This window comes from Mycobacterium sp. Root265 (assembly GCF_001428895.1).
In the GTDB taxonomy this organism is placed as follows: Bacteria; Actinomycetota; Actinomycetes; order Mycobacteriales; family Mycobacteriaceae; genus Mycobacterium.
In genome coordinates this window covers 223,275-236,966 of record NZ_LMJA01000022.1, presented here as the reverse complement: position 1 = coordinate 236,966, position 13,692 = coordinate 223,275, and the positions used below count along the sequence as shown (strand labels likewise).

Genomic DNA, 13,692 nt, shown 5'->3' with positions numbered 1-13,692 from the left:
GATTGTGAGGCATGAGGACCCTGTGGCGTGCGGGAACGGGCCAAGCGATCGTTTCGGACGGCAAGGCTTCGGCACCCGAGGCAGGCCCGCGGGCGGATGCCTCTAGTCGCGCTGTCTCAACTCGCGGCGTGACGACACCCCGAGCTTGGCGAAGATCTTGCTCAGGTGCCATTCCACTGTCCGTGGGCTGATGAACAGGTGGCTGGCGATCTCGGAATTGGTGTAACCGTCACCTGCGAGCCGGGCGATGTAGCTCTCTTGTGTCGTCAGTGCCGCTACGGACCCGTGGCCCAGATCGTTTCGTTGATATTCGCCGGCCGCCTGGAGCTCACGGCGGGCCCTCTCGGCCAAGCCGTCGGCCCCCATCTCGACGAACATTTGGTAGGCGCCCCGCAATTCGGTGACGGCGTCAGCCCGGCGGTTCGCGCGTCGCAGCCATTCGCCGAAGATCAGGCGAGTGCGCGCGGTGAGGACCTTCAGTGGAGTTCGCTTTAATTCCGCTATTGCCGTTCGATACTCGCGCTCAGCTTCAATGCCTGAGCCCAGTAGCGCCCTGGCGCGGGCTGCGTAGCCCAGTGCGGTTGCCGTACCTGATGCGTCGGCACGGTCCCACAGTTGTGCAGCCGCTGCCTCGGCGGCGCTCGTATTGCCGGAGCGGGCAGCAGCTTCGACCATCTCGTTGAGCAGGTGGCCGTACATCCCCACGTCGTCGTATTCGAGGGCGGACAGGCACGCCGCGAATGCCTCCGGGTACTGGGCGAGTCCGTTGTGGAGAACGGCCACCGAGAAAAGTACGACGGTGACCTCGCTGCCTTCACCGCGCGCCGTGGCTTCCTGAATGGTCTCTCGTGCCAGTTGCCTGCCTTGTTGCTCCTGCCCACGACACGCCGCGAGATACGTCTGGATCGACCGGTGCGGCGGAGCCCCCGTCGCCACGGAGATCGCGTCGGACTGGGCAAGTAGTTCAGCTGCGCGAGTGAAGTCACCTGACGTGACGCATGCTCCTGCGTACGTGGTCAGGGCTGCCGGAAGTACGGTCAACTCGCCCGTGGCGCGCAACATCTCGGATTGCCGTTCGTTGAGCCCATCGTAGGTGTCCTGATCGAAGAGATCGAGCAGAACCCGGTTGGTGATGTCGTGCCAACGCGGATCTGCCGTGCCTGCCGCCTCTTCCGCCAGATACTGCCGAACGGCCCTCTGCAGCAACGGAACAGCCGCGGTGTACCCCTGCGTGAGCCGGACAACCAGACCGTCCAGAAACAGGTCGACTGCCGTGGGGGGATCCGAGGCAGGCGGCGCCTGCATCGCGGACGCGGCGATCGCCGCCGCCGAGCCGTGCTCACCGAGGAACAGTCTGCCGACGATCATGGCGGCCATCAGTGCCTCGAGGTAGGTCTCGCGTGCGAGCGCGACATCGAACGGCCGTAGCCGTTCCGCTGCCGCCAAGAGCAGCGGAGGTGCGTCGCGGCCGCGGTTGGTGGCGAAGGTGATCTTGGCGCGCAGCAGATCCGCCTGGGCATCGAGTAATTCGCTGTCGGCGCGCGCAACGGATGCCAGCAGCGTGGTGGCCGCCGCAGGGTCCGCCGCGTCGACCTTGGCGCGGGCGGCCATGAGTGCGCGTTCGCCCCGCGTGAACGGTTCGGGCGTCAGTTCGACGGCGTACGCGAGGAACGCCGCGGCCGCGGCGGATCCACCGCGTTTGCGGGCGCGCTCGGCCGACTCCACCAGTTCCACCGCGATCGCTTCATCGGGTGCGTCCGTGGCGTGGGCACGGTGCCAGGCGCGGTGCTCGTCCGCGACCGGCCCGGAGATCACCTCGGCCAATGCGGCGTGAGCCTGCCTGCGCTCAGGCTGGGTGGCGTGGCGATAGATCGCCGATCGAACCAGCGGGTGCCGGAATCGCAATCTGGTATTCACGGTCACCAGCCCGCTGCGCTCGGCCGGAACACCAGCGTCCGCACCGATTCCGAGACGCGCGGCGGCCGCCCACAACCACGCCGGCTCGCCGGTCGGTTCGGCGGCCGCGAGCAGCAGGAGCATGCGCGTCTGCGGCGGCAGTTCGCGCAACCGTTGGCCGTACGTCTGCTCGATGCGGGTGGCCAGCGGCTTCGCCGCCACCAGTCCGTAGCCGCCGGCGAGCTGAGCCGGTGGCAATGCACGGTTCAATTCGAGCAACGCCAGCGGATTTCCGCCGGCCTCGGCGAGGATATTGTCGCGGACGGTTTCGTCGAGCCGGGCCGGCATCATCGTCGAGAGCAGTGCACGGGCATCGGCATCGGAGAGGCCGCCGACGGGTAGGTCGGGCAGCGCCGCCAGCGCCGGATCGGCCTGCGATCCGCGGGTCGCGAAGATCATCGCCACGGGGTCGGCGACGAGCCGGCGCCCGGCAAACGCCAACGCCTGCAGCGAAGCGCGGTCAATCCACTGCGCGTCGTCGACGATGCAGACGGTGGGCTTCTCCGCCCCGGCGTCGGCGAGCAGGGACAGCACGGCCAACCCCACCAGGAGGCGATCCGGCGCGGCGCCGTCACGCAAACCGAGGGCCACCCGGAGCGCGTTCTTCTGCGGGCCGGGTAACCGATCGATATGGCCGAGCAATGGGGCTGACAGTTGCTGAACGCCGGCGTACGCAAGCTCCATTTCCGACTCCGCCCCGCTCAGCGCAATGACCCGGAGATCGGAGGCGCGATCACGGGCATCGCGTAGCAATGCGGTTTTGCCGATACCGGCCTCGCCGCGAAGGACGAGCACGCCGCTGCCGCCGCCGCGGACGCGTGCCAGCAATTCGGCCAGCGTCTGTTGCTCGTCGCGGCGTCCCACCAGCGCGTTGCCGCCCGCATCGCCGCCCATCCGGTGATCTTGACACGAGAGCTGGTCGGCGGTGGCCTGAAGTGCCGCAGCTTCCCGGTCCGGCCCGAACCCCGGTTGCCGCCGACCCGTGGTTTCCACGGGGTCGTCGCGCCTGGCCGCCGTGTGTGATGGGCGTAGCGGAAGTGCACTCATTTGACGAAGGGTTTCCAGCGATGACCGAAGCAAAGTCCGTCCACCACGTCACCTATGACCTGCTCCGCACACTCGGCCTGACCACGGTTTTCGGCAATCCAGGGTCCACGGAACAGACCTTCTTGCAGAACTTCCCCGACGACTTCACCTACATCCTGGGGTTGCAGGAAGCATCCGTGCTGGCGATGGCCGATGGCTTCGCCCAGTCCACCGGCAAGCCGGCGCTCGTCAACCTGCACACCGCCGCGGGCACCGGCAATGCGATGGGCAGCCTGGTCGCGGCCTACCGTGCCAACACGCCGCTGATCGTGACCGCAGGTCAGCAGACCCGCGAAATGTCCTTGTGTGATCCGTATCTGAACAACCCCGACCCGACGGTGATGCCGCAGCCATGGGTCAAGTGGGCCTACGAACCGGCACGCGCCGAGGATGTCCCTGCGGCATTCATGCGCGCTTACGCGGTGGCGACGCAACCGCCCGCGGGTCCGGTGTTTCTGTCCATTCCGCTCGACGACTGGAACAAGCCGGCACTGGGGCCGGCGGTGGTCAGAACGGTCAGCCACCGTGTTCAGCCAGACAGGGAGCGCCTGCGCGAGTTCGGTGCACGGATCAGCCGCGCGGAGCGGCCGCTGTTGCTTCTGGGACCCGAGGTGGACCGTGCCGGCGCCTGGGATGCCGGCATCGCCTTCGCCGAGAAACTGCGTGCGTCGGTGCGCGGCAGTGGGCTCTCGGACCGGTGTTCGTTCCCCGAGGATCACCCGCTGTACGCCGGGCCATTGCCCCTGACGATCGCGGGTGTCAACGAGGCATTGCAGGGTTTCGACCTGGTCATCGCCATCGGTGCGCAGGTGTTCCGGTACTACCCCTACGTCGCCGGCGAATGGGTGCCGGAGGGAACCGCGGTACTGCAGATCACCGTTGATCCGCACCTTGCCGCGGTGGCGCCGGTCGGCGACAGCCTGGTCGGCGATGTGGGCATCGCCCTCGACGAGCTGTTGGACCTCGTCGAGGTGCCGGCGGACCGGAAGGCACCTCCCGGGCTGAGCCGGGATTTCAGCGGCGAGCTCCCCGTGGCGTCCGCGCCTCTGCTGCCCAACGATGTCTACGCGGTGCTCAGCTCGATCAAACCCGAGGACGCAGCGGTCGTCATGGAGTCCACCTCGACGCTGGCGGACCTCATCCAGTGGTGGCCCACCAGGCGCACCGGTAGCTTCTTCGCCACGGGCAGTGGAGGGATCGGCTGGGGAGTGCCGGCAGCGGTGGGTATCGCGCTCGGCGACCGCGCCCGCGGCGTGCAGCGAACCATCGTCGCCTCGATCGGTGATGGCTCGTTCCAGTACTCGATCCAGGCCATCTGGACGGCTGCGCAGCACAAACTTCCGATTGTGTTCGTGGTGCAGCGCAACGGCGAATACTGCGTCCTGAAGTCCTTTGCGCTTCTCGAAGAGACACCAAATGTCCCCGGACTGGACTTACCCGGGCTCGATATTGCGGCGCTGGCAACCGGTTTCGGTTGTCGAACGGTCAACGTGGACGGCACCGAGAGCCTGGCGCGCGAGTTCAAGGCGGCCCTGGAGGCGGACGGGCCGACCGTCCTCGTGGTGCCCACGCAGCCGCAACTCCCGTTCCTGGGCTGACCGATGCCGGTCTACACGTGCACGACGGTCGAGGCGACGCTGAGCGCCGAAACCAAGGCCGGCCTGGCCGGTGAAGTGACCAGGATCCATTCCATGATCAATCACGTTCCCGGCACCTACGTCAATGTCGTGTTCCATGAGCTGGCACCCGACGACGTGTACACCAATGGCCAACCCGCCCAACCGCTGTTGATCAACGGTTGGGTCCGCACCGGCCATCCCGAAGCCCAAAGTAGCCAACTGGTGGCTGCGATAGCGGCGGCAGCCTCTCGAGTCACCGGCATCCCCGCGGAGCGCATCCTTGTCGTGATCCAGAACAGCCCAGCGCATTTCGCCATCGAAGGTGGACGTGTACTGCCCGCCCCGGGCGAAGAAGATGCGTGGTTACGTGCACAGGGCGCCGTCGGACACGACTGAGCTGACGTGCAGGTTGCAGCTCGCCCCTACGCCAACCCCCAGCTAGCGTGACCTCTCGGCGGGGGACAGCCTGGGAGACATCGAGCCCGTTCCGCAGCAAAGTAATTCACACAACGAACACCCGCTATCCCCAAGGAGTGGATGACATGACCGCACACGACGCACCCGTTGCCGCCGCCGTGAAGAGCACGAGCATGGACGGGTTCGCCGGGGCCGTCGCGGGCCTTGCCGAGGTCGTCACCGACTCCACCGTCCTGACTGACAGTGGACACGATTTCTGGGGAGTCGGTGCCACCGCTGAACTGATGCTTCGCCCGCATAATCGCGACGAGATCGCCTCGATCGTCCGGATTGCCAAAGACCACGGTATTGCTATCGTGCCGCGCGGAGGCGCATCGAACTGCTCGGGAGGAATGATGCCCACGGCGGGCCGCGTTCTGCTGGATCTGTCCCGCCTGAATCACATCCTTGACATCGACACCGAGAGTCGTTCCGCCCGAGTGGAACCCGGCGTGATCAACTCGGATCTTCAGGCGGCGCTCGCCCCACATGGATTGTGCTTCTCGCCTGACCCGGTCTCGGCACACCTGGCTACGGTGGGCGGCAACATCATCGAAAATGCGGGCGGTCCGCACGCTTTGAAGTACGGCGTCACCTACAACCACATCCTGTCTGTCGACGTCGTTCTACCCGACGGGTCCGAGACCACCTTCAGCGCCGACGACGAAGGGCCAGACCTGCTCGGCGTCATCATCGGGTCCGAAGGCACGCTTGGCATCGTCACCGAAGCAACCGTTGCGTTGCGGCCGATCGCTGAGGTGACCCACAGCTTGATGGGCGCCTTCGCGTCCGCACGGGAAGCCGCCGACACCATTGCCGCCGTCATCGCCAGCGGTGTGGTACCCGCCGCCGTGGAATGGCTCGACCGGGCGGGCATTGCCGGGCTGCAACAGTTCTACGACACCGGCTACCCACTGGACGCCGATTCCATCGTGCTCATCGACGTCGACGGTACAGCCGCCGAGGTGCTCCACGATCAGGCGATCGTGGAGAGCGTATTGCGCGAGCGGGCCACCGAGGTGCGGGTCGCCGAGGACGAAAAGGCCCGCGCCGCTCTGTGGTACGGCCGACTCAACGCCCCCAACTCGGTGGTGCAGAGCGGCAAGGGTTTCTTCATCGGGGATGTCACTGTGCCCCGCGATCGGATTCCCGAAATGCAGGAAGCCATCCAGGCCACTGCCGCGCGCCATTCCGACGGGCTGCTGTTCATCGCGGTGTGTGGCCATGCCGGTGACGGCGATCTGCACCCCACCACGTTCTTCGACAGGGACAATCCGCTGGCCGCTTCCGCGCTGGAAGCAGCGAACAATGAAATCATCGATGCCGCACTGCAATTAGGCGGCACCATCACCGGCGAGCACGGGGTGGGCACCGAGAAGATCCAGTTCATGACGAAGCGCTTCACCCCGGTGGAGATCTCGGCGCAACGGTCGATCAAGAAGGCATTCGATGCTGCCGGGCTGCTCAACCCCGGGATCATGCTGCCCGATCCATCCCCCGAGGAGCCCGACACCAGCGCATTCGGTGCCGCGGTCCGGAAAGCCCTCGCAGGCGGCATCTCCTCGAACCCGGACGCGCTACTCACCACCGGTGACAACACGGACATCGACGTCAATCTCGGCAACCTCAGCCTCGTCATGGGTGCCGACGTCACCATCGACTCAGCGAACCGCTTCCTCGACGAGCACGGCATCGCGTGCGCTGCGGTCCCGACCACCGGTGGGCACCGCACCATCGGGGCCCTCGTGGCGACCGCAACCGGTGCCGAACGCAGCCACATCCGACACGCTCTGCTCGGTGCCGATGTCACCGTCATCGATGGCCAGACGCAGGCTCGCTTCGGTGCCGAGACCATGAAGGACGTCGCGGGTTACGACGCGAAACGGCTGTACATCAGCGCACACGGCGCCTTCGGTGCGCTGGACACCCTCATCTTCAAGATCGCAGTCAGGCCGAACGCGACGTGAACCCCGTCAATTGCCGTACAGATGCAGTGTCCGGGCCGCCGCGGTGGCCACGTCACCGCTGAGCCCCACGATCGGCGGGCCGCCGCACTGATGGATCACGTTGGCGAGCACGACCACATAGGTGTCCGACCCCGGGTCGATCCACAGCGTGGTGCCGGTGAAGCCGGTATGCCCGAAGCTGCCGATGGGAAAGATCGTGCCGCGCGGCCTGGAATGCGGTGTGTCGATGTCCCAGCCCAAGCCGCGCAGGTCCGGCCCCGGGCCGGGCTGCTGGGGACTGGTCATCAGCCGGACGGTCGACTGCGCCAGCGGAAACGTGCTGGGCCGGCCCGCGAGCCGATCGAGCAGGGCCTGCGCAAACAGTCCGACGTCGTGGGCGGTGGAGAACACCCCGGCGGCGCCGGTCGCTCCTCCCATCCGGCGGGCCGTCGGATCGTGCACCGTGCCGCGGAGAAGGCGGCCGTGGTCAGGGTTGAGTCCTGGCGTGTCCTCATCGTGTGCGGTGGGCGCGACGCGGCCGAGGAGGTCGGTGCTCCACGACCCTGCCGGGCAGGCGGCCACTTCGGGCGCCTGCGGATCGACGACGAGCGCGTTGCCCAGGATCTCATGCGGTCCACAGGCTTTGGTCGCGGGGAAGTAGTGGGTGTCGGTCATCCCCAGTGGAGTGAACACGTTGTTCTGCACATACGTGTCGATGGATTGCCCGGTGAGTTTCTCGATGATGGCGCCCACCAGGATGAAATTGATGTCCGAGTAGTGGAAGAGGTCTCCGGGCTCGAACACCACCCAGGCGCCGAGCGCCCGGCGCAGGCCGTCGGCCTTGTCGGCCCGGTCCAGTCCCCACGGTCCGTCCAGGCTCAGATCTCCCGCGATGCCCGACGTGTGTGTGAGCAACATGCGCAGCGTGACCTGCCCCGCACGGCGTGGGTCGTTGGCCGGCCGGAAATCGGGCAGGTAGGCCTGAACGGGATCATCGAGATGAACGCGTCCCTGTTCGTGCAGCTGCATGAAGGCCGTCGCGGTGGCGAGGCTTTTCGTCAGGGAGGCCAGGTCGAAGATCGTGTCCACGGTCATCGGCTCGGCGGGCGACGGTGACCCGTCCAGGCCGGGTTCGCCGGCGAGCTTGCGCTCGCCGAAAGCTGTGCGGAAAGCGACCTTCCCGGCGTGCCCGATCTGGACCACCGCACCGGGCAGCCGATGCTGGGCGATCGCGTCGTTCATGAGCTGAGAGACCGGCGCGAACTCGATCGACGACACGGCGCCGGGAGTCGTGCGCGCCGTTGACGGTGTGGTGTCCGATGACGTGGTCTCTGCCGACGGCGCGTTGACCGGCGGCGGCTGCGCCGGCTGTCCGCACGATGGCACCGCGGCGAGGGTCAGCAGTGCGGCCGCCACGGCGGGCAGCCGGGCGACGCGCGATCCTGACACCGTCACCCGATGACGGTATCCCCGCACCCGGCATTGAGGACGGATCGACGCCGGACCGTTCCGCAAAGCCAGGCCTAGAGCGGTTTATTAGAACGGTCTAAGGAAGTGTGGCGAAGACCCCAGACGTCGGCCGCCAAGCTCTGCACATGTGCCAAAGCTGTTCTGTAGCAGCGAATGTCACCTGATGAACTAGGCCCCCGTGGGCCTATCGTCCTTGCTGTATCTGATCTTGTAATGTCAGTATGACTTTACAAATGCCCATCGAACGGTATTCTCTTTTGATGTGACGGGCGTCACCGTCGCCGGCCGGCGTCGCTGTACCCCGCAGGCCACACAGTGAAGGAGTCCCACATGACCACCCACGCGGAGTCGGCGGCAGAAGCCGACCTACCACCACTGACGACCGGACCCCACCAGAGAAGGATCGGCGTGATCTCGATCGTCGCCTGCCTGGGCGGCCTGTTGTTCGGCTACGACACCGGCGTGGCCAACGGCGCCGAAGGGCCGATGGCACAGGAACTCGGGCTCTCCCTGCTCCAGCTGGGCGTGGTCATCAGCGCGCTGCTGTTCGCCGCCGCGATCGGCGCCTTGGTCGGTGGGATCATCTCCGATGCGATCGGGCGCCGCAAGACGATCCTGATCCTGGCGGTGCTGTTCTTCGTCGGTGTCCTGCTCGTCGTGTTCTCGCCGGCCGGACCCGAGACGGGTACGTTCTCCGCCACGGGCTTCGCCACCCTGGTGGCCGGCCGCATCGTGCTCGGGCTCGCCGTCGGTGGCGCATCGACGGTGGTCCCGGTCTTCCTTGCCGAACTGTCGCCATATGAGATTCGTGGCTCGATCACCGGGCGCAACGAGCTGGCCATCGTCGTCGGCCAGCTGTCGGCGTTCGTGGTGAACGCGATCCTCGGTGTGACCCTCGGCCACGTGGACGGCGTCTGGCGGATCATGTTCGCGGTGTGTGCGCTGCCCGCGGTGGCACTGTTCGTCGGCATGCTGCGGATGCCGGAATCGCCGCGCTGGCTGGTGGAGAAGGGGAAGAACGAGGCGGCGCTCGCGGTGCTGAAATCCGTGCGTTCCGAAGATCGGGCCATGGCGGAGTTCGCCCAGGTGGAGCTGATAGCCCGGCAGGAGCGCCAGGCTCACCAGATCGGAATTCGCGCCGTCATGGGCAGTAAGTGGTTGCGGCGCATCATCTTCGTCGGCATCGGTGTCTGCATCACCCAGCAGCTCACCGGTATCAACTCGATCATGTATTACGGCACCCGGGTGCTGGAGGAATCGGGCATGGGCGAGGAGGAGGCCGTGCTCGCCAACATCGCATTCGGAGTGGTCGCCGTGATAGGCGGCATCATCGCGCTGCGTAACATGGACCGGATCGACCGCCGTAAGACCTTCATGATCGGTCTCACGCTCACCACGACGTTCCACTGCCTCGTGGGCATTGCGTCGATGTTGCTGCCGGCGGGGAACCCGGCGCGGCCGTACGTGATCCTCGTCCTCGTCGTCGGATTCGTGCTGTCGATGCAGACCTTCCTCAACATCGCCGTATGGGTATGGCTGGCGGAGGTTTTCCCGCTGCACATGCGTGGTCTCGGCATCGGCACAGCCGTCTTCTTCTGCTGGGTCACCAACGGCTTCCTCGGGCTCTATTTTCCGACCCTGGTCGCGAGTATCGGCATCACCGGGTCGTTCTTCCTGTTCGCCGGCATCGGGGTGGTCGCATTGCTGTTCGTCTACACCCAGGTGCCCGAGACCCGCGGCCGCTCGCTGGAGGCGCTCGAAGAGGATGTGTCGACCGGGCAGATCTATGTCGGCCTGCGCTGAGCAGGAGGAGTTGGGCCGATTTCTCGGCCGAGTCGAACTCTTCGGTGCGCTCGGCCCGTCGGAGCTGGCGGCGATTGCGGCGGCGGCGACCGTCCGGCATTTCGCCGCAGGCGATCTGGTGGTCGACGCGTTCACCGCGCCACCCACCGAGATCTACGTCGTGCTCAGCGGCGAAGTCGACCTCTGGCACGACCAGGACCAGGTGACCAAAGCCGGTGACGACCGATTTGTCGCCGGCGACGTGTTCGGATTCTCCGCGATGCTCACCGAACGCCCGATCGGGCCCCGGGTGGTCGCCACCACGCCGGCCACCATCGCGGTCCTGCCCGGAAATCTGGTCGAACCGGCCTTCTACTCGCGCAACGGCGCCCGGTTCCTGGCCGACTACATCTCCCGCACCCGACGCCGCTCAACCTCGGCGCCGATGTTCAGCACGGTCGAAGACCTCATCGCGACCACGCCGTTGGTCGTCGCCCCGGACACCCCGGTCGCCGTCGTCGCGCGGCAGCTGGCGGAGCGTGAGATGCACTGCGCCGTCGTTGATTCGGGTGACGGCACCTACGGCATAGTCACCGATGCGGTGCTAGGTCGCCGAGTTGTCGGCGACGGAATCTCTGGGGACACCCCCGCGCGCGAGGTGATGGTGCACCCGGCCACAACGGTCGAACTCACCGGCTCGTCGGTCGAGGCGCTGATCACCCTGCTCGACACCCGAGCCGAGTACCTGCCGGTTGTCGATCGAACCGATAAGCTGCGCGGCGTACTCGGGGCGCGTGACTTCGTGCTGGCACCGACCACGGCCGGATTCGGGATGCTCGAACAGATCCGCCGCGCCCGCCACCGCGACGAGTTGATCGAGCGGGCCCGGCGGGCACCGTCAGTCCTGAGCGACATCCTCGACCGCGGGCTGGCCGTCGATCGCGTCATCCGGGTCTACTCCGCGATCGTCGACGCGATCGTCCGGCGGTCGATCCAGTTGGTGTTCGCCGGCCATGCCGAACTCTCCCTCGATCAGTTCACCTGGCTCTTCCTGGGCAGCCACGGCCGGCGCGAAGCGATGCCCGGCTCGGACCTCGACGTCGCCATCGCCTTCGACGACGACGTGTCGCCGGAGACGATGGTGCTGTTCCGTCGCGCGTTCGAAGAAGTCAACGAACTGCTCACGGCTGCCGGGCTCGGCGTCGACGTCAACGGCGCCAACGCCACCAACAAGGCATTCTCCCGGACGAACAGTGAGTGGCGAGCCGCGGCCACGCGCTGGCTGACCGCGCCCGGGGAGCATTCCCGCGCCGCCATGGCGGTCCACCGCACCGGTCTGGCCGTCATCGCATCGCTGCTGGTGGACGCTCGGCCCATCCACGGCACACCGGGACTGCCGGAGGTGGCACGAGTCTTCACCGACTTCCGGCAGCACCCGGCCGCAATGGATCTGCTTCTTTCGGAGTCGCTTTCGCACCGCGCCAAAGAGCGGGAGCGCACGCTCCGCGACGTGTTCACCGGCAAGGGGGACAGCTTCGACGTCAAGACCCACGGGCTGTTACCGGTGGTGAGCATCGCCCGTTGGGCCGCCCTGGGCGTCGGTTCCACCGAACTGCAGACCGTGAAACGACTCCGCGACGCCGCCGGGTCCGCCATCCTGCCCAGTGCAGAAGCCGCCCGCCTGATCGAGGTGTTCGAGATCCTGCAGCGAATGCGGCTACGCCACCACCTCAATCGGCTGCACGAGGGGCAGGCGCCCAATGACCTGATCGACCGTGACGAACTGTCACCGATAGAGAGAAGCATGATCGGCCAAGCTGTCCGAGAGATCAACACCATCGCCCGCCGCATGGACCGCGTCGCTCTGCGCCCCGCACTTCTTCCCCGGCCGGCTCGGCGAAAGGCCACCTGACGGGATGCGGATCGCCGTCATCGGTGACGTCGGTGGACACGCCAACCCACTGCGCCACGAGCTCGCCCGGCTCGGCGCCCACCCCGACGGCTCCCTACCCGAGGATCTGATCGTCGTCCAGGTCGGGGATCTGATTCATCGGGGCCCCGACTCCGCCCAGGTCGTTGACATGATCGACGGCTACCTACGCACCCAGCCCGCGCAGTGGATTCAGCTCATCGGCAATCACGAGGCGCACTATCTGCAGCCGCCGGTGTTCGCGTGGCCGGAGACTCTAAGCCGCAAACACATTCGCACCATCAAGCGCTGGTGGAAGAACGGTTCCGCCGTGGTGGCCGCCGCGGCCGACACCGCGGACGAGTCCTTCCTCATCACGCATGCGGGCATCACCGCCGAATTCTGGGCCGGGGTCCTCGGCGGCCCGCTTACCGCCGCGGAGGCCGCCCGCCGGATCAACGAACTCTCGAAGTCCGACGCCGACAGAGTGTTCCGTGCCGGAGCGATGTTGCATGGGACCAATGCCCAGGATGCCGGGCCCCTGTGGGCCGATACCATGACCGAACTGCTGCCCGGATGGGCGGACCGGCAACTGCCGTTCAGTCAGATCCACGGCCACAACAGCATCACCCCATGGCGGGGAGACGGTTCGGCCGTACCGCCGGCCGGCGTCGAAGCTCTCGTCACCGTCGATGTCGACGCCAAACACGAAGCCGTGCATCTTGCCGGCGGCCGGCTCATCGGCGTCGACCCCGACCACCGCGGTACGCCGACAAGCCCATGGCGCGCCTTCGAACTCACCGGGAGCGTTATCCGGGTGTAGTCACGCCTTCAACGCCGCAGCGACCGAGCGCTTCGCCTCGGCGATGAGGGTGGTTAGGTTCCGCACCGGCGGGTTGGCGATGAGCTGGAGTCCGGTACCCCGCAGAATCGACAAGAGCAGCACCGCTGCGCTTTTCGGGTCGATGTCCGCTCTGATGGAGCCGTCGATGATGCCGGCCTTGATCCGGTTCGCCAGGAACGTGCGGAAGGACGCGTCGCGTTCGGCGAACAAGGGAGTGAGCACGGGGTCCGCGGCGATGGCCTCGCCCCACAGCTGGAGAAAGGCCCGTGACGACGGGGTGCGGTTGACGACGTTGCGGAAATAGGATGCGACCAGGTCGGCGATCTGGTCGAGTGCGTGCCCGTCGTAGTCGGGCACGTCGAAGGTCCCCGCGTCGCCCATGACCGCCTCGAGCAGGCCGGCCCGGTTCCCGAAGTATTGATGCACGATGCCGCGGCTGTACCCGGCGGCCTCGCCGACCTGGGCGAGAGTGACGGCCCGGGAGCCGTTCTGTGCGATGAGGGTCATCGCGGCATCCAGCACGCGCCGCTCGGCCTCGGCGCGGCGCTGCTCCTGGGTCCGTCGGGTCGGGCCCATGGACTTGTCGGTGGGCGCCGGTAACTTTTCTGCATGCATGCATACAAG

9 protein-coding genes are annotated in these 13,692 nt (G+C 66.8%); 6 read left to right on the top strand and 3 right to left on the bottom strand.

Annotated elements, in window-relative coordinates:
* Positions 1 to 102 precede the first annotated feature (102 nt).
* Complete coding sequence (locus ASE48_RS17660) at positions 103 to 2,850, bottom strand: helix-turn-helix transcriptional regulator (RefSeq protein ID WP_057168394.1); 2,748 nt, start codon at positions 2,848 to 2,850, stop codon at positions 103 to 105.
* 173 nt (positions 2,851 to 3,023) lie between these two features.
* Here ASE48_RS17660 and mdlC point away from each other — a divergent pair, with 173 nt between their 5' ends.
* From mdlC to ASE48_RS17645, 3 genes are all read left to right on the top strand, one after another.
* Entirely contained in the window at positions 3,024 to 4,640 is a 1,617-nt protein-coding gene (gene mdlC, locus ASE48_RS17655) for a benzoylformate decarboxylase (protein ID WP_057168393.1), read from the top strand.
* Positions 4,641 to 4,643: 3 nt separating this feature from the next.
* Positions 4,644 to 5,057 (top strand): tautomerase family protein, encoded by a 414-nt coding sequence (locus ASE48_RS17650; protein ID WP_057168392.1) that lies wholly within the window; start codon positions 4,644 to 4,646, stop codon positions 5,055 to 5,057.
* A gap of 146 nt (positions 5,058 to 5,203) precedes the next feature.
* Complete coding sequence (locus ASE48_RS17645) at positions 5,204 to 7,084, top strand: FAD-binding oxidoreductase (protein ID WP_057168610.1); 1,881 nt, start codon at positions 5,204 to 5,206, stop codon at positions 7,082 to 7,084.
* A gap of 6 nt (positions 7,085 to 7,090) precedes the next feature.
* On the opposite strand, the gene ASE48_RS17640 is transcribed toward ASE48_RS17645, so the two are convergent.
* The gene (locus ASE48_RS17640; protein ID WP_057168391.1) at positions 7,091 to 8,518 is read right to left on the bottom strand and encodes a serine hydrolase domain-containing protein; all 1,428 of its coding nucleotides are present in this window, start codon (positions 8,516 to 8,518) and stop codon (positions 7,091 to 7,093) included.
* A 345-nt stretch (positions 8,519 to 8,863) separates the two neighbouring features.
* On the opposite strand from ASE48_RS17640, the gene ASE48_RS17635 reads away from it, so the two are divergent.
* From ASE48_RS17635 to ASE48_RS17625, 3 genes are read left to right on the top strand one after another with little or no spacing between them, the layout of a single operon-like run.
* The gene (locus ASE48_RS17635) at positions 8,864 to 10,336 is read left to right on the top strand and encodes a sugar porter family MFS transporter (RefSeq protein ID WP_057168390.1); all 1,473 of its coding nucleotides are present in this window, start codon (positions 8,864 to 8,866) and stop codon (positions 10,334 to 10,336) included.
* Entirely contained in the window at positions 10,320 to 12,227 is a 1,908-nt protein-coding gene (locus tag ASE48_RS17630; RefSeq protein WP_057168389.1) for a putative nucleotidyltransferase substrate binding domain-containing protein, read from the top strand. The genes ASE48_RS17635 and ASE48_RS17630 overlap by 17 nt, the downstream gene beginning before the upstream one ends.
* Positions 12,228 to 12,231: 4 nt before the next feature.
* Entirely contained in the window at positions 12,232 to 13,047 is an 816-nt protein-coding gene (locus ASE48_RS17625) for a metallophosphoesterase (protein WP_057168388.1), read from the top strand.
* On the opposite strand, the gene ASE48_RS17620 is transcribed toward ASE48_RS17625, so the two are convergent.
* Entirely contained in the window at positions 13,048 to 13,683 is a 636-nt protein-coding gene (locus ASE48_RS17620; protein ID WP_057168387.1) for a TetR/AcrR family transcriptional regulator, read from the bottom strand.
* Between the last annotated feature and the right edge of the window lie 9 nt (positions 13,684 to 13,692).

What these genes read in the sequence shown, in the direction of transcription:
- ASE48_RS17620 (WP_057168387.1), bottom strand. Translation starts at nt 13,683, where the DNA reads ATGCATGCAGAAAAGTTACCGGCGCCCACCGACAAGTCCATGGGCCCG.
- ASE48_RS17625 (WP_057168388.1), top strand. Translation starts at nt 12,232, where the DNA reads ATGCGGATCGCCGTCATCGGTGACGTCGGTGGACACGCCAACCCACTG.
- ASE48_RS17630 (WP_057168389.1), top strand. Translation starts at nt 10,320, where the DNA reads ATGTCGGCCTGCGCTGAGCAGGAGGAGTTGGGCCGATTTCTCGGCCGA.
- ASE48_RS17635 (WP_057168390.1), top strand. Translation starts at nt 8,864, where the DNA reads ATGACCACCCACGCGGAGTCGGCGGCAGAAGCCGACCTACCACCACTG.
- ASE48_RS17650 (WP_057168392.1), top strand. Translation starts at nt 4,644, where the DNA reads ATGCCGGTCTACACGTGCACGACGGTCGAGGCGACGCTGAGCGCCGAA.
- mdlC (WP_057168393.1), top strand. Translation starts at nt 3,024, where the DNA reads ATGACCGAAGCAAAGTCCGTCCACCACGTCACCTATGACCTGCTCCGC.
- ASE48_RS17660 (WP_057168394.1), bottom strand. Translation starts at nt 2,850, where the DNA reads ATGGGCGGCGATGCGGGCGGCAACGCGCTGGTGGGACGCCGCGACGAG.
- ASE48_RS17645 (WP_057168610.1), top strand. Translation starts at nt 5,204, where the DNA reads ATGACCGCACACGACGCACCCGTTGCCGCCGCCGTGAAGAGCACGAGC.